Origin of the sequence: Candidatus Oscillochloris fontis (genome assembly GCF_004138135.1) — a bacterium.
Classification (GTDB): Bacteria; Chloroflexota; Chloroflexia; order Chloroflexales; family Chloroflexaceae; genus Oscillochloris; species Oscillochloris fontis.
Map to the genome: position 1 here is coordinate 1 of NZ_RYFD01000062.1, position 17,205 is coordinate 17,205.

The following is a 17,205-nucleotide window of genomic DNA, read 5'->3' on the forward strand; positions in this document are numbered from 1 at the left end:
CCAGCCATACCACACCGGAGGTCTTTGGTCAACCTCCCAGACCTGCTATGAACCAATTTTCAACTAGCACAACCCCCCTATCACTATTCTGATGATCGTGATCTCAATGTAGTCGAATTCGAGCCATTTCGCAATGAAGCGATTGCAAGTGGCGAATCTATTCCGAATATTGCAGCCCTATTAGAAGGCAATGCCACTGAGGTTGTTGAACCAAGCCCAATAAGTAGTAATACAGATACTACTAATTCCGTAGTTCAAACCGTAGAATCCGATCCAACCACAGTTGTTGCTGGATCTACGCTCGTTGAAACAGCGAATTCAAACGAAGAGCAAGCGATTACAATACTTCCAACAACCTATCTTCTATGGATCTACTGGGGTCTATTGGGCCTACTTGGTCTGATGTGGATTATTGAGGGAACTACTCAGCGACAAAGAATCATCAATGCATGTGCAACTCTTTTTTCAAACAGCAAAGGTCGTTTTCAGCAGATCAAACTAAACAATGATCTTGCAAACGTCAAAAACCAATACGGACAACTGCTCACCGAACTCGGAAAGCGGGCCTGGGAACAACAGATCATCCACCCAAGCTATGTACATATGTTCGAGATACTTGGCAACTTCTTTCAGGAACGTACCCGTTTGCAGAGTGAACTTGGTGCTCTAGAAACCCAACTTCAGCGCCAGAACAACCAGCACACACAGATCAAAGCTGACTACGCCGGGCGGATCAAAGCGGTGCAAGATCAGCAAAAGATAACCAACAACCGCCTCAATCAGATGCGTTCAGCGAACCAAGCCAGTGAAAAGCAACTGCGGCAAATTGCGCTCGAAGAACAAAAGATCCATACCGAAATTCAAACAATGCAACAGCGGCTCACGCTACTCGCCAACACAACCGCCCCTGATCGTGAGAGCCAGATAACAACCTTCAATGGTGCCATCGCAGCCCTAGAACAGAAACTGATCGCGCTACAAGGGCAATCACAAAGCATCCAGACCGAAATATCGCGGGTACATGGCGAGCAAGTTGCTCTGATGAGTGAGGTTACGGTGTTTGATCAGCAGATCACCCAACTTCAAGCCGAACTACGCCAAGTCCTTGATCCTATTGAGCGCCAATCTGAGGAATTCAAGCAACAGCAACGTCAGCAGAATGAAACGATCAGTAGCATTATGCGCCAGATCGAGAGCAGTATCAGCGAACTAGGCATTCAGGTTGCCCAAGCCCATCCAAGCCATACCAACCTAGACCCATTGTACGCCCGGATGGAGCAACTTCAGCAGCAGATACGTGAGTATAGCAACCAGATCGATCTTCTGCGTGCGCGTCAAGCGACAGGAGATGGCAGCGCAGTCCGAACCGTGGTACTTCTTGTTGTGGTACTCCTTGGGAGTATCAGTGTGATCGTGTGGACCATTGTAAACCGAGTGCTCCTATGACACCACGCGCCAAAAAATATGCTATACTACCCGACGGCGTGTCTAGCACGCCAAATACACACACTCCCCTAGGGCATCTCCTCCTGCCACGTCTGCGTGGTTCGGATGCCGTAAGCAGGGAGTGGCGGTATGGTACAAACCAAGTTTAAGGAGCAAGAGTCTAGCAATGACCCAGCAAACCCCGCGCGTCGTATCGATCAAGGCCCTCCTCGAAGCCGGTGCTCACTTCGGCCACCAGACCAACCGCTGGAACCCGAAGATGCGCCCCTACATCTTCACCGCTCGCAACGGTATCCACATCATTGACTTGCAGAAGACCGTCGCTGGCGTTACGGCTGCCTATCGGTTCGTCGCTGACCTGACTGCCCGTGGCGAGAAGATTCTCTTCGTGGGAACCAAGAAGCAGGCCCAAGAGGCAATCGCCGAGGAGGCTGGCCGCTCCGGCCAGTACTACATCACCCAGCGTTGGCTCGGTGGCACCCTAACCAACTTCTCCACTATCCGCGCTCGTCTCAAGCGCCTCTCCGACCTCGAAGCCCAGCGTGATCGCGGTGACTTCGCCCGCCTGACGAAGGCCGAGGGTCTCAAACTGGAAGAAGAGATCGGCAAGCTCAACCGCGTCTTCGGTGGGATCAAGACGATGGATCGCCTGCCCGGAGCGCTCTTCGTGATCGATCCGCACAAGGAGTCGCTGGCCATCCAAGAGGCGACCAAGGTTGGGGTACCGGTTGTCGCGATGGTTGATACCAACTGCGACCCGGATATGATTGATTATGTCATCCCCTGCAACGACGATGCCATCCGTGGTATCCGGCTGATGACCAGCAAGATGGCCGATGCGGCCCAAGAGGGTATGGATCGTCGCCAGTCAATGCACGAGAACTAAACTACCTGGACGAGGAGGGGGTTCTGGGTCGGGTTCACCGCTGCCCAACCCCTCCCGATCTGTTTGATAGACTATCTAAGGAGAGGGATCGTGGCTATTTCTATCGAATTGGTGAAGGAACTCCGTGAGCGCACCGGCGCTGGTATCAAGGAGTGCAAGGACATCCTTGAGCAGACGGCGGGTGACATGAATAAGGCCATCGAAATCCTGCGCGAGCGCGGGATTGAGGCCGCCGCCAAGAAGGCAACCCGCGAGGCCAACGAGGGGCTGATCGGGGTCTATGTTCACTTTGGCTCGCGTATTGTGGGCATCGTTGAACTTAGTTGTGAGACGGACTTTGTCGGGCGTACCGAGGAGTTTGGCAAGTTGGCCAACGATATTGCCCAGCATGTCGTCGCGCTCAACCCGCGCTACATCACGGTTGATCAGGTGAGTGATGAGGTCGTGGCCGAGAGCGGTCAGACCCGCGAGAAGTTCGTTGAGGAGAATGTGCTTCTCGCCCAGCCCTTCGTCAAGGAGCCATCGCGCACCATCGAAGAGAAGCTCAAAGAGGCCATCGCCAAGTTCGGTGAGAACGTCGTCGTTCGTCGCTTCGTGCGCTACGAGGTCGGTGCCTAAGAGCAGGAGGCCGGAGGCGGGAGGGGAGGGCATTCCAAACGGCCCCGCCTCCTGCCTTCTTCATATTCTATGCAAGAACCAAAATACCGGCGCATTCTGATCAAACTGAGCGGCGAGCAGATCAAGGGCGATGACGGTGAGAGCGTCAGCTATACGATGCTCGATTTTCTGGCCCAAGAGATCGAGAAGGTCGTTCGGCACGGAGTGCAGGTTGCGGTGGTGATCGGCGGCGGCAATATCTGGCGCGGTAATCAGTCTATTGAGCGCGGTATGGATACGGCCCAATCCCACTATATGGGGATGCTGGCAACCGTGATCAACGCCTTGGCGATGCAGGATGTGCTCGAACAGCACGGCCTCTTTACCCGCGCAATGACGGCGTTGAAGATGGACGAGGTCGCTGAACCCTACATCCGACGCCGCGCTACGCGACATATGGAGAAGGGGCGCGTGGTTATCTTCGGTGGCGGTACCGGCAACCCCTACTTTACCACCGACTCAGCCGCCGCACTGCGGGCAGCCGAAGTCCATGCCGAGGTCATCCTGATGGCCAAGAATGGGGTGGATGGGATCTATAATGCTGATCCCCGCCGTGATCCGACGGCGGTGCGCTTCGACCATATCACCTACATGGACGCACTCAACCGGGGGCTTGCGGTGATGGATAGTACCGCCCTCACCTTCTGTATGGATAATCGCATCCCGATTATTGTCTTTAATGCCCTTGCCGCAGGGACGATTGAACGGATCGTCATGGGCGAACAGGTTGGCACGCTGGTGAGCAACGATCTAGGAGAGGCGCGATGATCAACGATGTACTGAGCGAATTTGAAGCAAGTATGCGCAAGGCAACCGAGGCACTCAAGCATAACCTCGCGACGATCCGTACCGGTCGCGCATCAAGTGGGATGGTTGAGCATCTACAGGTTGAAGCCTATGGCACCCATATGTCGCTTAACCAACTCGCCAATATTAGTATTCCTGAATCGCGCTTGATTGTCATCCAACCCTTTGATAATGGGATGATCAAGGTGATTGAGAAGGCGATCCAGAATTCGGATCTGGGGATTAACCCCGGCAACGATGGTCGCGTCATCCGCTTGGCAGTGCCCCAACTTACCGAAGAACGCCGCCGCGAAATGGTCAAGATGGTGCGCCATCGGGTTGAAGAGGTGAAGATCTCGGTACGGAACCAGCGTCGTGAGGCGATGGACGATCTCAAACAGCTTGAAGAAGAGAAACTGATTAGCGAGGATGACCTGCATCGTGGGCAGGAACGCATTCAGCAACTCACGGATCGCACCACTAAAGATCTTGAACAGATCGGCAGTGAGAAGGAAGCCGAAGTCTTGGCGGTCTAGCGCCTCCAGCGCTGTCTGCTATTTTATGTGGTGATTGTGCCTACCGTCAGCATACCAGAGAAGGCCATGAGCAGCACCGAGAGCACGCTCGAAGGGGTGCCGCGCATCCCCGCCCATATCGCCATTATTATGGATGGTAATGGGCGTTGGGCGCAGCAGCGCGGTCAGCCGCGCATGGCAGGCCATCGTGCCGGCACCGAGAATATTCGTAGTATTGTCAGTGAGTGCGACCAGATCGGGGTGCGCTACCTGACGATCTATGCCTTCTCGACCGAGAATTGGAACCGCCCCTCGCTTGAGGTGCAAGGGCTGATGCAGATCTTGGGCGATTTTATTGATCGCGAAACCAAGAATTTGCATGCCCAGCAAGTGCGCCTGCGCCACTTGGGGCGGCTGAGTGGCTTGAGCCCACGCTTGCGCCGTAAAGTGCAGTATGCGCTCGATCTCACCCAACATAATACTGGCCTCACCTTGGCGGTCGCCTTTAATTATGGCGGGCGCGCCGATATCGTTGACGCAACCCGTGAGTTGATCACTGCGGGGGTACGCCCCGAAGAGATTGATGAGCAGATGATCAGTGATCATCTCTATACACGCGGGATGCCCGACCCCGACATTGTGATTCGTACTAGTGGCGAGCGCCGTATCTCCAATTTCATGATCTGGCAGGCGGCCTATAGCGAGTATTGGTTTACTCCTGTTCTCTGGCCCGATTTTCGGTCTGAGCATATCCATCAGGCAATACGCGATTATGGACGGCGCGAACGCCGCTTCGGCGGACTCTCCGAGCAAAGCTAGCTCCCTGGCACTCCGTGTCGCCAGTGTCTCTGTCCTGATTCCAATCGTGATCGCTGCCGCCTGGTGGTACTGGTCTGCGGCGATCTTGGTTGGGTTCAGTGCGGTACTGGCCACCATCGAGTTGTATGGGATTATGCAGCGTGGTGGCTATGCACCTCGGCTGTCGGTTGGGGTTACCATCAGTCTGCTCCTCTGTGGCGCGGCGGCGTTCCAAGATGTGATTCCGCTTGATCTCGGTGAGGCGGTGATCGGAATCTCGATCCTCTTCGCGTTGACCTATGAGATCTTTCCGCGTGATCGCAGTACGAGTCTCGTCAATTGGGCACTGACCTTCGCCGGAGCCTACTATATCGGTGGCTTGCTCAGTTACTTCATCCTGCTGGCTCAACTCCATACTCCCCTGCGTGATGGGTGGTTGACCTTCCTGCATATTCCCCCCGCAACCTCTTGGATTCTCCTCGTCTTAGCTGTGACATGGCTCCAGGATACCGCTGCCTATTTTGTCGGGCGCGCCTTCGGAAAGCATCGCATGGCCCCCATCCTCAGCCCCAAGAAGAGTTGGGAGGGTGCGGTCGGTGGCTTTGTCACCTCGGTGCTGACCGCCATGCTGGCGACGCTCTTGCTTGGCTTGCCGATCAGTTATGCCGCTGCCGCCTTGATCGGTGCCGCTGCGGGTATCGCTGGCCCGATTGGTGATCTGGTCGAATCATTGATCAAACGCCAGATTGGGATCAAGGATTCCGGCCAACTCATCCCCGGCCACGGTGGAATTCTGGATCGCATTGATTCCCTCATCTTTACTGCCCCCGTCATCTATTATCTGATTCTATTGACTCTGGGTTCGTGATCTCGTACACTGTTTCTATATTTTTTGCATGGTATGGGCAACCTCAGCCTCCCGGCGGGGGTTCGGGGGAGGCTTTGCCTCCCCCGAAGAACTTTTTTTCTCATCTATTGGCGGCTTAGCCGCCAATAGATGAGAAAAAAGCAGGTCTGGGGCGCAGCCACCCCAGACCTCCACCGGAGGTGGACGTTGGACACCAACCCCATACCACGATCCAAATCTACCTCTGGAGTAGTTCAATGACCACAACCCTGATCTCAATCGGTGCCTTTTTATTAATGTTGGTAATATTAGTTCTTGTGCATGAACTAGGCCATTTTCTGACCGCCATCTGGATGGGGATCAAGGTTGAGGAGTTTGGAATCGGCTACCCACCGCGTGCCTTGGTGATGTTTGAGCATAAAGGTGTGAAGTATACGCTCAATTGGCTGCCCCTGGGTGGTTTTGTACGTTTTGCAAGTAATGATGAGGGCAAAGAGGATAGTCTGTATGGTGCTGGGGGCAGCTTGGCCGCCGCAACCCCGTGGCGCAAGATTCTGGTGATGATCGCCGGCCCGCTCATGAACCTCGTGCTGGCCATGGCGGTCTTTGGGGTCATTTTTGCCCTTCAGGGGGTGCCCCGGCCAATGCCGGGTCAGCAGATCGGCGCGGTCTTTGAGGATACTCCCGCCGCCGCAGCGGGGATCCAGGTCGGTGATGTTCTGCTCAGCCTTGATGGCTTGGCACTCACCAGTAGTGACATGATCGGTCAGGCAGCGCGCCAGAGTGGTGGAGAGCCGATCCCAGCCGTGGTGCTGCGTGATGGTCAGGAGGTAGCGCTCACCGTGACCCCTGGCCCCTGGAGAAGCCCCGATGGGGCGAGTTACGAACTTGGCTTCGGGTTTAGCTATTCGCCCTATGTGGTGATTGAGCAGGTGAACCCGTTAGCGGCGCTCTGGATGGGTACCACCTACAGCATCGATCTGACCGGCCAGATGCTGCGCTCGCTCGCCTCGCTACCCGCAGCGATTGGCGGCATCTTCTCGCCAACTCCCTCGCCCGCCGGTGAGCCGATTGGCCCCATTGGCATCGCCCGTGCCACCGGCGAGGTGATCCAGCAACCCGGTGGGTTCCTGGCCTTCTGGAACCTGACCGCCATCCTGAGCCTGAATCTCTTCTTGCTCAACCTGTTGCCGATCCCGGCGCTTGATGGTAGCCACATCATCTTTGCGATTATTGAGTGGTTGCGTGGAGGCAAGAAGGTTCCACCTGAAAAGGAAGCCCTGGTGCATGCCTTCGGCTTCGTCGCCCTCATGAGCCTGATGCTGGTGATCACCGTCAATGATGTGATCAATGCCTTTCAGGGGACACCTGTGCTAGGGAATTAACCCATGATTCGGGCGAGTGAAGTAGGTGAGTATCTCTTCTGTGCCCGCGCTTGGTGGCTGCGGCGCGTGGTGGGGGTGCGTACTGGTGAAGGTCAGGCGCAGCACCTCTACGCAGGCACCCTGCGCCACGCCCGCCATAGCCAGAGCGTCGCCCGCAGCAGTGCGCTACTCTGGCTCGCGACACTCTTGCTGCTGCTGGGCGGCTTGCTCCTGCTCGTCGGCGCGGCGCAACGCCACTTCCTCGCTCTATGACCACCCTCGCCATCGCGCTGATCGTCCTCGCGGTTGCAATGCTCATTCTCGCTCTGCGTACACGAGCCGCAACGGGTATCCCCTGGGCACCCATCCTCAGCGACGATGCCCAAATCGGGCACTCGCCCGCACGCACCCTCGTGTCACGGCGCTACCACCTCAGCGGCAAACCCGACTATATCATCGAACGTCACGGGCGCCAGATCCCGATTGAGGTGAAGCCGAGCCGCACCGCACGCCAGCCCTACCACTCCGACCTGATGCAACTGGCCGCCTACTGCCTGTTGATCGAAGAGACCACTGGCCAAGCTCCACCCTATGGAATCCTACGCTATGCCGAGCAGAGTTTTCAACTGCGCTATACCCCGTCTGTGCGGAACGAACTGCTGAGCATCCTTGATGAAATGCAAACAGCACTTGAGGCTGAGGATGTCGAACGCAACCACGACCAACCCCAACGCTGTGCCCATTGTGGGCTGCGGCACATGTGTGATGATGCGCTGGTCTAACCCGGCATAACCAATGAAAGTGTGGTATCATGCTCCTTACTCATCAAGACATCATAGCTAAAATCGAGGCGCATCTAAGCGATCAACATAGTATCACCGCATTGGCCAAATGGGCGCTTGCTCGATTTTATGCCATCGAACAAGGTGTTGATACCGTCAATGAAGACGACAGCGAAACCATAGCCGATGTGCTTGATGCACTGATGTTTGCCGATGAACAGCCCTTTGCGCTGGACGATGCCGACCTGCGCCGGCTCATCGCCCGCCTTGAACCTCTATGAAGATCCGACAACACCCCCGTATGCGCGACATCCTGGTTGGTGATGAGGTCTATTCCTACCAAGAGAACCTCTTCGCCCGGGTCGCAGATATTTTCCCCTCAGCAGTCTGTGTCAAAATCGGGATTCTCTCACTTGAGGATGACCTAGAGATTACCCTCGCGCCCCAACTCTGGCGTGCCGCCGACATCGAGAATCTCTCGGTCTGCCGCTATTGCGGCAGCCGTGAGAATATCCACACCGAGGTCGGAACCGGCATTCCCTTCCGTGTCTGTACCACATGTAAGCCACTCGAAGACCCCAATTAGCCCCCGACAACCTAATTCCCATCAAATCCTCTATGGTAGAATAGATCGAACGCACCGCGTCTACCACATAGAGGGGGCCGATGGGCACCGTACAACAGATCATTCGTTTGGGCCTTGAGGGGCTGCTCCTTAACCCCACAGCCTATCGTGATCAGCGCGACTCGCCGGAGGGTCTGCGCCGTGGTTTTATGCTGATTCTGGTGATCGGGTTGCTGGTGGGAGTGTCCAGCCTGATCGGCGATCTGGGGGAAGCTATCACCCGGCCCAGTGCCGCCACGATCAGCCAGACGGTCTACGATGGGCTACGCGATATGCCCTGGTATCAGGATCGGCGCGAGGCTGATCCCAACTTCCCCGACCAGTTTGATCAGATCTTCAACCAGGTCAATCAGAGCATCCAGATGTTCAGTGGCGGCATCGGGCGCAGTATGAGTGGCGTGATCACCACTCCGTTGATGATGCTGCTCGGATGGCTGATCTTCAGCCTGATCAGCCATCCAATGGCGCGCGCCTTGGGGGGGCAAGCCAGTTTCAGCCAGACGATGGCCTGTACGGCATTGGCGGCAGGAGCCAACCTACTGGCGATTGTCCAGGTTGTCCCCTTCGCCCAAGTAGCCGGCACCGCTCTGCTGGGCCTGATTGCCAGCTATGTTGCCATCCGCGAGGCGCATCAACTCCAACCCTGGCGGGCCTTTTGGGCGACCATGATTGGGCCGATCATGTTGGGGGTATTGGTCATCATCACCGCCTGTATCGGAACCTTCCTTGTGATTGGTGCGCTGAGTGCGGCGCTACAGGGGGTAAACTAACTCATGATGGACACCTTTAACGGCGCACTTACCCTCAACCAAAATTTGTTGCGAGGGATGCGTGAATCCCCGGATGTGGTGCGGCGCGGCCTTATGTTGGTACTCTTGGTTGGCCTGCTTGTTGGCACGGTGCAGGCGATCAGTACGAGCATCAGCAATGCCAATACGAGTGGCATCGTGGCGCAAGTTGAACTGGCGCTTGATGAGAGTATTGAACAGCAAGCCCTCTCAGCAACCACGGAAGAGCAACGTGTGGTGATCGGGATCTTGCGTGAGAATAAGCCGGCGATTCTCGATCTCGTACAGACGATCATCAATCTACCCACACCAACCCCGCGCCCAGTAGGGCTGCTCTTCCATGCACTAGGGATGATCGTCAGTACCCCCCTGAGCTACTTAGGCAGCCTGCTGCTCGCGGTGGTCTTTGCGCACATCGGCGCCCAACAGCTCGGCGGCACCGGCAACATCCGCCAGATGCTTGGTATGGGCGCACTCAGTGTCGCCCCGCATGCCCTCGATGCACTCAGTTTCATTCCCGTCTTCGGAGCAACCCTGAGTCTTATCGCCTGGGCGTGGGGGCTAGTCATTCTGATTATGGCCACCAGTGTAGCGCACCGCCTCGATAGCGGCAAAGCCACGATTGCGGTGCTGGTCTACCCCTTGGTTGGCGGGCTAGTCTTGATGCTGAGTTGCTGTATCCTGTTCTTTATGAGTGTTGCGCTAGGCTGAAAGTGCATACGCCCCGCCACGGCTGAGAATGGTTGCGCCGAGGCCAATACTGGCCAGGAGATAAAAGAGCACCAGACTCCAGAGCGGGGCGATTGCCCCAACCATGCCGAGCGGAATAAGGAGCAGAGCCGTCCCCAGGATCAGGGCGCTAGATTCAGGCAGGCGAATGCGGGTAGCGACTGATCGCGCTACCCCGGCCAGAGCGAAGAGATATGGCGTTTGGAGCAACAGGAAGAGTGGCAGCAACAGCGGCAGCCCGATCAGAGTCAGCGCCAGCAGCCCGGCAACGACCAACCCGATCAGAGCCAACAGGAGCGTGGTAAGCACCCCCAGCAGCGCCGAACGAGCCGGAGCCTGCTGTAAGACCCGGCTCACCCCCAGGGTACGGTGCGGCCAGACCGTGGCGCAGGCGAGAGTCAGCAACAGGCCAAGAAGTGTCAGAACGAAGCTGACCAGCGGCAGAGGAATATTGCCGAGTTCGCCATCAGAACCGGGGCGGAAGAGCATTGCCATATCAGCCAGCAGCAAGCCACCCGCTGTAACCTGCTCACCAAGCACCCGCCCTGCCACCTGGGTCGGGTTAGTGCGCGTCACCCCCCCCCCCAGCGCTAAGATATTGCCCGTCACATGGGCATCGGGGCCGAGTTTGATGTGCCCAGCATAACTGACCACATCACCATTGACCGTACCGAGGATCGTGATCGAGCTACTCCAACTGGTCACATCGCCCTCGACGCGGCCCGCAATCAGGAGCGGACGCCCGACGGCTGCGAGATCACCCTGCACGACCTGATCGGCAGCCACAATGATCGGTTCAGGCCCCTGGGCCAGCGCCGGGCGCGGCGCAAGCGCCAGAGCCAGCATCAGTACAACCAGCCAGCCCATCCAGCGTCTCATAGGTGTGCCTCCAGCCGCACCCGGCCCTCATAGTGGACAAGTTGCCACCAGATCCAGCCACCAGCCATAATCACCGCGATGATGCCCAAGGTTGCCACCCCAGCAGTCAGCACCAGATTGATCAACGGCTTGGCCGCAAGGGTCAGGAACAAGAAGAAATCGCCGAGACCGCTGCTGAGGTCGTCAAAGAGACTGGCCGGACCACTACTATCGAGTAGGATACCCCAACTGCCCAAGCTGATCAGCGCCACGAAGAAGACCGAGACCACCGTACCATAGATACGGCGCAGACGGCTAGTTGGCGTGGGGTGTGGGGTAGCGAGGGAGGCAATCACCCGACCAGCCAGATCGGGAGGCGGATCAAGCGGCACAGGTTGGCCATAACGGGCGAGCAAGCGGCGCGTCTCCTCCTCGGCAACTACGAGCAACTCCTCGGGTGTCAGGTGAGCATTTTGGTCTCCCATGATTCCTCTCCATCCGTACACAAAACATGGCGTAACATTTTACGAGCGCGATGCAAGCGGGTCTTAACCGTCGCTTCGGTCAGATTCAACATCTCAGCAATCTCTAGGTACGAGAGATCATGCCAATAGCGCAGGAAGGTAACACTTCGGTAGCCTTCGGGCAAGGTTTGGAGCGCCTGCTGCACCGTATCTTGCTGTTCGCTCTCTAGGGCGCGGCGTTCCGGGCCAGCTTCGTTACTCGTCAACCAGAAGGCCACATCATCCAGGGTCAGCCAATTCATACGCCGTCGTCGCAGGCGATCAATACAGTAATTGGAGCCAATAGTTAAGAGCCAGGTGACAAAACGGCGGCTTGAGTCATACGTATCTAAGCGGCGATAGGCACGCAAAAACACCTCTTGCACCGCATCTTCCGCCTCTTGGGCATTCCCAAGCATACGGTAGGCTTGATTATAGAGCGCCCCGGTATAGCGATTGACCAGATCAGCAAATGCCGCTTGATCCCCGGACTTCGCACGGCGAGTGATCAGCGCCTCCTCAGCCAAGAGATCCATCGCGTAACTCCCCTGCTCCAAAGCATGGTACGCATCAGAGCGACAAAGGTTTCAGACTTGCACAACTACGCAGCATCGTGTACCATCAGGAAGCATACGTTGTATCTTGAGGGTTAACAAACCCCATCAGGCAGGTTGGGAGGGAGCAGTGGCAGGGAGCTACAATCGCGAACAGATCCGCGCCGCACTGGCCGAGACTGACCCAGCATATAGTTTTTATCTCGACCTTGAGAGCGGTACGGTGATCAAAGTCCCCGACACCGAGGCCACTCCTGAGGCCGAAGCGCTGCGCAACAGCGTCATGGATGGCTATGGTGATCGCTACCGTTATATTCCCGGTGGCAACCCGGCTCCCTCCGACGCTGACGTACAGAGCTGGATGGAAGCCGAGGGGCTGTAATAAGACCGCAAGAGGCAGCATCGCCATTCTGTCTCCTGCGGTCTACTTCTCATAGGGTTTACCTGCTGCTGCCGGGCCGACAGAGCGCCCGATCAGACCGGCAAGTACGATCACGGTCAAAACATAGGGTAACATCTGGAGGAACTGAGTTGGTACTGGGCCACCGAAGAGTTCAACCTTCAGCATCTGGAAACGAATCCCCAGTGCCTCAGAAAAACCAAACAACATCGAACCACCAAACGCGCCAAAGGGCGTCCAATTACCAAAGATCATCGCGGCAAGTGCAATAAAGCCCTTGCCTGCGGTCATCCCATCATCAAAACCCCCGACCTTTTCGAGTGAGAGCCACGCCCCACCAAGGCCAGCAATCATCCCTGAGATGGTGATATTGATATAGCGGGTACGACTAACATTGATCCCGACCGTATCAGCGGCGCGGGGATTCTCACCGACGGCACGGGTACGCAAGCCCCAACGGGTATAGAAGAGAACGATGTGGGTAAGCAGCACCAAGATGAGCATCGAGAAGAAGATCGGCTTACCAATAAAGAAGATCGGGCCAAGGATGGGGATTTCGGCGAGGCCAGGAATGCTGATTTCAGGCAACGTCGCGAGGCTCTGGCCAGTGTTCGCGGTCTGAATAGCTGAAACCTTGGGGATAATATACTGGCGACGCATATACCCAGTGACCCCTATCGCCAGAATATTGATCACGGTGCCACTCACAACCTGATCAACCTTAAAACTGATCGAGAGCAAGCCGTGGAGGAGCGCAATCAGGCCACCGAGTAACAGCGCGGCCAAGACACCAAACCAGATATTGCCGGTCGCAACATAGGCAGCAAAGCCGAAGGCCGCACCGGTAAGCATCATGCCCTCGATAGCAATATTGACCACCCCAGAGCGTTCGGCATAGATTCCGGCCAGTGCGCCGAGCGCTATCGGGGTTCCTGAGCGGAGTGTCTCGATGATGATAACGACCACATTGGCCTGCTTACCGGCGGTGGCCCAGATCAGGATCATGGGGAAGAGCAGCACCGCACTCGCCCAGAGCATCGCGGTACTCACGCGGGTACGAGCGCTTATCTGGGGCTTGTGGGTTGTGTCGGAGGGACGAGAAGCCAATGAAGGCGAACGGGTAACAAGCGCCAACCCGCCAGCAACCACGTAGAAAATGGCAATACCAACTTGGGTCGGGGCGGTAGGAACGGGGAGGACAGGCCCTGGGATGCCAAAGATGAGTTTACTCAACGTAGGTTTCGTATCGGTCAACTGAGGCAGATAGGTTACCAGCATCAGCAGACCGATCAGAACGAAAAAACCAGCGATGACCTGGCGGCGGGTGATGCCCCGGCGGCGCTCGGGCATGGGGGTCTTCCTTTCTCTGCACTCTTCTCGAAGAGTATGATAGCATAAGAGCAACGTGCTTGGTTGTGGTCATTTGTTGAAGAAGCTATGCAACATCAACCTTCTCTCACTGTGACACCCAGCCCGCTCCAGTTGATCGAGAGCCTGCTCTTCGTGGCTGGCGAAGCGATCAGCGTAGGGCAGATCGGGCGGGCACTAGAATTGGACGAAGCGGCTATTGGAGCCGCAATCGCTGAGTTAGAGGCACAGTGTATTCATCGCGGCATCCGGGTACAACGGCATGAAGATCTGGTACAACTGGTCAGTGCGCCGGAGAGTGCGCGGGTCATCGCCCGCTTTTTAGGGGTAGAGGCCAACGGGCGGCTCTCGGCGGCAGCGCTAGAGGTATTGGCGATCATTGCGTATCGCCAACCACTCACGCGCGCCCAGATTGACGCGGTGCGCGGCGTAGATAGTAGCGGAACCCTGCGTGCGTTATTGGCACGAGATCTGATTAGCGAGGCGGGTCGGCTTGAAACAGCCGGACGCCCCATTCTCTACACGACAACGCCGCTCTTCTTACAACACTTCGGCTTAACCAGCTTGGCCGATCTACCCGCGATGGAGTTGCCCATATAATTAGGCATGGGCAACCCATGCCCCACTTTGTGTTGTTTTTTGGCGGCTGTGCCGCAAAAAAACAACACAAAAGATCGTCGGGAGCGACGAACCGCCTCCGAACCTGCAGCAGAGGTGGTCGAGAAGCGACAAAGCAGAAGCCCACACCTTCTCCACAGATGACCGCATGTTTTCCACATGTCATCTGCGAAGAGTTGTGGAACACTGACATGGGTCTAGAGGTTTTTGTAATGCGCTACAAGCGTGGTGAAAGTAATGACAGTCGGAAGAGTTATCCACATGGCGGGAGACAAGGTTATCTACATCGGTGGGAAGATCGCCCACTCTTATCCTAGGTAAGCCCTGTAGATGAATGGCACAGACTATAAGTATCCCTTATGGATTCGGCATACGGTATAGCTTGAAAACTTAGACATGATCGAGTATGATCAGCAACATACCACGAGGCGCTTGCCGCCTTCCCCAGCGCGATGACGTGACGGGCAAGGAGCGAACCTGGCCCGGCGTCGGGTGCTCTATCTTCGGAATTTCAACAGGCGAAAGCCGCTTCATGCAGGGTGCATCACTTCGGGGCATTCGTCCCTGGATTTTTGCGCCTAAAGGCAGGCAATCGTGAATCTCACGCAAATCTGGCAGGCAGCGCTTGGCGCCATTCAACTCCAGACTTCGCGACAAGATTATGAGACATGGCTGCGTGGCACCACACTACTCGCGCTTGATGGCGGGTTAGCAACCGTGGGCACCGCCTCAACCTTCCATAAGGAGGGGCTAGAGAACCGTTTTATGGCCCCGGTGCGGCGGTCATTGGGCGATGTTGTCGGCTACCCGGTACAAGTTCGGGTCGTGATCGCCAATGGCGTGGCCAACCGGAATGAGAACTATGGCCCGCTCTTAGAGCCTGCCAGTGAGGAGAGTGAGAGCAGTGATCGGGCAGTACAGCTTGATCTATCGAGCGCGATGCGCACCGGGATGCTCAATCCAAAATACACCTTCTCGCGCTTCATTGTCGGATCAAGCAATCGGCTGGCCCATGCAGCATGTCTGGCGGTTGCCGATAATCCTGGCCAACACTACAACCCGCTCTTCCTCTACGGGGGAGTAGGGCTCGGCAAGACCCACTTGCTGCATGCGATTGGCAACTATGTGCTTGATCGTGATCCTGAGATCAATGTGCTCTATGTATCGAGTGAGAAGTTTACGAATGACATGATCAATGCTATTCGGCGGCAGCAGACGGAAGAATTCCGCATGCGCTACCGCAATATTGATGTGCTATTGGTAGATGACATCCAGTTTATTGCAGGCAAAGAGGGAACCCAGGAAGAGTTCTTCCATACCTTCAACACACTCCACTCGGCTGCCAAGCATATTGTAATCAGTTCGGATAAGCCGCCCAAGGCCATCCCGACACTTGAGGAGCGGTTACGTTCGCGCTTCGAGTGGGGGCTGATCGCCGACATCCAGCCGCCTGATCTTGAGACCCGCACGGCGATTCTGCGCACCAAGGGTGAGCAGATGAATGTGGCGATTCCGAACGAGGTGATAGACTTCCTCGCCCACAAGGTGCAGAGCAACATCCGCGAACTAGAGGGGAGCCTCAACCGGGTGGCCGCATTTGCCGAACTGCACGGGCTACCAATCAATGTAGATGTGGCCACCAGCGCACTCGCCGATCTGCTAGGAAATACGCGCCGCCGCCGGATCACCCCGGATCAGGTCATTATGGCGGTCAGCGATCACTTTGGGGTTGATCTGCGCATCTTGCAGGGGCGTGGACGTTCACGCAATATCGTTGTGCCGCGTCAGGTGGCGATGTATCTGCTGCGCGAGGAGACGGAGTGTTCGTTGGTGGATATTGGTAAGTTGCTCGGCGGGCGCGACCATACGACGGTGATGTATGGCTGCGATAAGATCTCTGAAGAGATCAACACCGATAACCGCTTACGCAATGAGATCTTGAGTATCCGCGAGCGGCTGTACAATCAGGCCGCGTAGGTTTTGCGAGCAAAGCGGGGCGCAGGATTCTGCGCCCCGCTTTGCTGTTTCTTGGAGATGTGGGCGCGGCGTGATGCGGCTGCGTTGGTTGACCACAGAGGGACGCAGAGGGGGCGTTGTTGCGGTGGTGTTTCCTCTGCGCACCTCGGCGTCCTCGGCGGTGAATAACCGGGGCATGGTATTCTTCTACCGCAGAGAAGGCAGAGGGACGCAGAGGGGGCGTTGTTGCGATGGTGTTTCCTCTGCGCACCTCGGCGTCCTCTGCGGTGAATAACCGGGGCATGGTATTCTTCTACCGCAGAGGACACAGAGGGACGCAGAGGGGGCGTTGTTGCGATGGTTTTTCCTCTGCGCACCTCGGCGTCCTCTGCGGTAAGCCAGATCAACCGCAGAGGAGGCAGAGGGACGCAGAGGGGGCGTTGTTGCGATGGTTTTTCCTCTGCGCACCTCGGCGTCCTCAGCGGTGAATAACCGGGGCATGGTATTCTTCTACCGCAGAGGACACAGAGGTGCGCAGAGGATGGAAGGGTATCGGGCAACCCAAAGGGGCGTAGGGGCGCGTCGTGACGCGCCCACGGGATGCGGCATCATTGTCGGGGCGCACGGGCAGGGCGCATCGCGATGCGCCCCTATACCCCTCAAGCTACGCGATGTGGTGTCATCAAAACGCTGGAAATCATCGCCCCCCAACCAACACGGGCGTT

21 protein-coding genes are annotated in these 17,205 nt (G+C 56.7%); 17 read left to right on the forward strand and 4 right to left on the reverse strand.

The features are described from left to right. Nucleotides 1–402 precede the first annotated feature (402 nt). The 14 genes from EKD03_RS16490 to EKD03_RS16560 all read left to right on the forward strand — a co-directional run bounded on the left by EKD03_RS16490 (nucleotide 403) and on the right by EKD03_RS16560 (nucleotide 10,205). Nucleotides 403–1,446, forward strand: coding sequence for a hypothetical protein (locus EKD03_RS16490; protein WP_129633263.1), 1,044 nt, complete (start codon nucleotides 403–405; stop codon nucleotides 1,444–1,446). A 166-nt stretch (nucleotides 1,447–1,612) separates the two neighbouring features. Continuing rightward, nucleotides 1,613–2,332: a 30S ribosomal protein S2 gene (rpsB, locus tag EKD03_RS16495; protein WP_129633265.1), complete on the forward strand. Its 720-nt coding sequence runs from the start codon at nucleotides 1,613–1,615 to the stop codon at nucleotides 2,330–2,332. A 90-nt stretch (nucleotides 2,333–2,422) separates the two neighbouring features. Further along, nucleotides 2,423–2,950 (forward strand): translation elongation factor Ts, encoded by a 528-nt coding sequence (gene tsf / locus EKD03_RS16500; protein WP_129633267.1) that lies wholly within the window; start codon nucleotides 2,423–2,425, stop codon nucleotides 2,948–2,950. 69 nt (nucleotides 2,951–3,019) lie between these two features. Continuing rightward, the gene (pyrH, locus tag EKD03_RS16505; protein ID WP_129633269.1) at nucleotides 3,020–3,757 is read left to right on the forward strand and encodes a UMP kinase; all 738 of its coding nucleotides are present in this window, start codon (nucleotides 3,020–3,022) and stop codon (nucleotides 3,755–3,757) included. Then, the gene (gene frr, locus EKD03_RS16510) at nucleotides 3,754–4,311 is read left to right on the forward strand and encodes a ribosome recycling factor (protein ID WP_129633271.1); all 558 of its coding nucleotides are present in this window, start codon (nucleotides 3,754–3,756) and stop codon (nucleotides 4,309–4,311) included. Before pyrH ends, frr begins: the two co-directional genes overlap by 4 nt. Nucleotides 4,312–4,377: 66 nt before the next feature. Next, nucleotides 4,378–5,109, forward strand: a complete 732-nt coding sequence (locus EKD03_RS16515; RefSeq protein WP_129633273.1) for an isoprenyl transferase — start codon at nucleotides 4,378–4,380, stop codon at nucleotides 5,107–5,109. Beyond that, nucleotides 5,063–5,956, forward strand: a complete 894-nt coding sequence (locus tag EKD03_RS16520) for a phosphatidate cytidylyltransferase (RefSeq protein WP_274542421.1) — start codon at nucleotides 5,063–5,065, stop codon at nucleotides 5,954–5,956. The genes EKD03_RS16515 and EKD03_RS16520 overlap by 47 nt, the downstream gene beginning before the upstream one ends. Nucleotides 5,957–6,192: 236 nt before the next feature. Then, nucleotides 6,193–7,320: a M50 family metallopeptidase gene (locus EKD03_RS16530; RefSeq protein ID WP_129633278.1), complete on the forward strand. Its 1,128-nt coding sequence runs from the start codon at nucleotides 6,193–6,195 to the stop codon at nucleotides 7,318–7,320. A 3-nt stretch (nucleotides 7,321–7,323) separates the two neighbouring features. Further along, on the forward strand, nucleotides 7,324–7,572 hold the full coding sequence (locus tag EKD03_RS16535) for a hypothetical protein (protein WP_129633280.1): 249 nt from the start codon (nucleotides 7,324–7,326) through the stop codon (nucleotides 7,570–7,572). Further along, nucleotides 7,569–8,081, forward strand: a complete 513-nt coding sequence (gene cas4 / locus EKD03_RS16540) for a CRISPR-associated protein Cas4 (protein ID WP_129633282.1) — start codon at nucleotides 7,569–7,571, stop codon at nucleotides 8,079–8,081. The genes EKD03_RS16535 and cas4 overlap by 4 nt, the downstream gene beginning before the upstream one ends. A 29-nt stretch (nucleotides 8,082–8,110) precedes the next feature. Further along, nucleotides 8,111–8,362 (forward strand): hypothetical protein, encoded by a 252-nt coding sequence (locus EKD03_RS16545; protein ID WP_238613562.1) that lies wholly within the window; start codon nucleotides 8,111–8,113, stop codon nucleotides 8,360–8,362. After that, nucleotides 8,359–8,667, forward strand: coding sequence for a hypothetical protein (locus EKD03_RS16550; RefSeq protein WP_129633284.1), 309 nt, complete (start codon nucleotides 8,359–8,361; stop codon nucleotides 8,665–8,667). Before EKD03_RS16545 ends, EKD03_RS16550 begins: the two co-directional genes overlap by 4 nt. 80 nt (nucleotides 8,668–8,747) lie before the next feature. Then, entirely contained in the window at nucleotides 8,748–9,476 is a 729-nt protein-coding gene (locus EKD03_RS16555) for a Yip1 family protein (protein ID WP_129633286.1), read from the forward strand. A 3-nt stretch (nucleotides 9,477–9,479) separates the two neighbouring features. Then, a complete protein-coding gene (locus tag EKD03_RS16560; RefSeq protein WP_129633288.1) occupies nucleotides 9,480–10,205 on the forward strand; it encodes a Yip1 family protein in 726 nt (241 codons plus the stop codon). Here EKD03_RS16560 and EKD03_RS16565 read toward each other — a convergent pair. The 3 genes from EKD03_RS16565 to EKD03_RS16575 are packed head-to-tail and all read right to left on the reverse strand — an operon-like array spanning nucleotide 10,197 to nucleotide 12,120. After that, nucleotides 10,197–11,102 (reverse strand): bactofilin family protein, encoded by a 906-nt coding sequence (locus EKD03_RS16565; protein ID WP_129633290.1) that lies wholly within the window; start codon nucleotides 11,100–11,102, stop codon nucleotides 10,197–10,199. The genes EKD03_RS16560 and EKD03_RS16565 overlap by 9 nt on opposite strands. Next, a complete protein-coding gene (locus EKD03_RS16570) occupies nucleotides 11,099–11,566 on the reverse strand; it encodes a hypothetical protein (protein WP_129633292.1) in 468 nt (155 codons plus the stop codon). Before EKD03_RS16570 ends, EKD03_RS16565 begins: the two co-directional genes overlap by 4 nt. Continuing rightward, the gene (locus EKD03_RS16575; protein WP_129633294.1) at nucleotides 11,542–12,120 is read right to left on the reverse strand and encodes a sigma-70 family RNA polymerase sigma factor; all 579 of its coding nucleotides are present in this window, start codon (nucleotides 12,118–12,120) and stop codon (nucleotides 11,542–11,544) included. Before EKD03_RS16575 ends, EKD03_RS16570 begins: the two co-directional genes overlap by 25 nt. A gap of 148 nt (nucleotides 12,121–12,268) precedes the next feature. Between EKD03_RS16575 and EKD03_RS16580 the strand changes: the two genes are divergently transcribed. After that, nucleotides 12,269–12,520, forward strand: a complete 252-nt coding sequence (locus EKD03_RS16580) for a hypothetical protein (protein ID WP_129633296.1) — start codon at nucleotides 12,269–12,271, stop codon at nucleotides 12,518–12,520. 42 nt (nucleotides 12,521–12,562) lie between these two features. Here the strand turns inward: EKD03_RS16580 and EKD03_RS16585 are convergent, their stop codons facing one another. Continuing rightward, a complete protein-coding gene (locus EKD03_RS16585; RefSeq protein ID WP_129633298.1) occupies nucleotides 12,563–13,888 on the reverse strand; it encodes an ABC transporter permease in 1,326 nt (441 codons plus the stop codon). A gap of 87 nt (nucleotides 13,889–13,975) precedes the next feature. Here EKD03_RS16585 and scpB point away from each other — a divergent pair, with 87 nt between their 5' ends. Next, nucleotides 13,976–14,506: an SMC-Scp complex subunit ScpB gene (scpB, locus tag EKD03_RS16590; RefSeq protein WP_129633300.1), complete on the forward strand. Its 531-nt coding sequence runs from the start codon at nucleotides 13,976–13,978 to the stop codon at nucleotides 14,504–14,506. A gap of 612 nt (nucleotides 14,507–15,118) precedes the next feature. Continuing rightward, nucleotides 15,119–16,501: a chromosomal replication initiator protein DnaA gene (gene dnaA, locus EKD03_RS16595; protein ID WP_129633302.1), complete on the forward strand. Its 1,383-nt coding sequence runs from the start codon at nucleotides 15,119–15,121 to the stop codon at nucleotides 16,499–16,501. Nucleotides 16,502–17,205 lie beyond the last annotated feature (704 nt).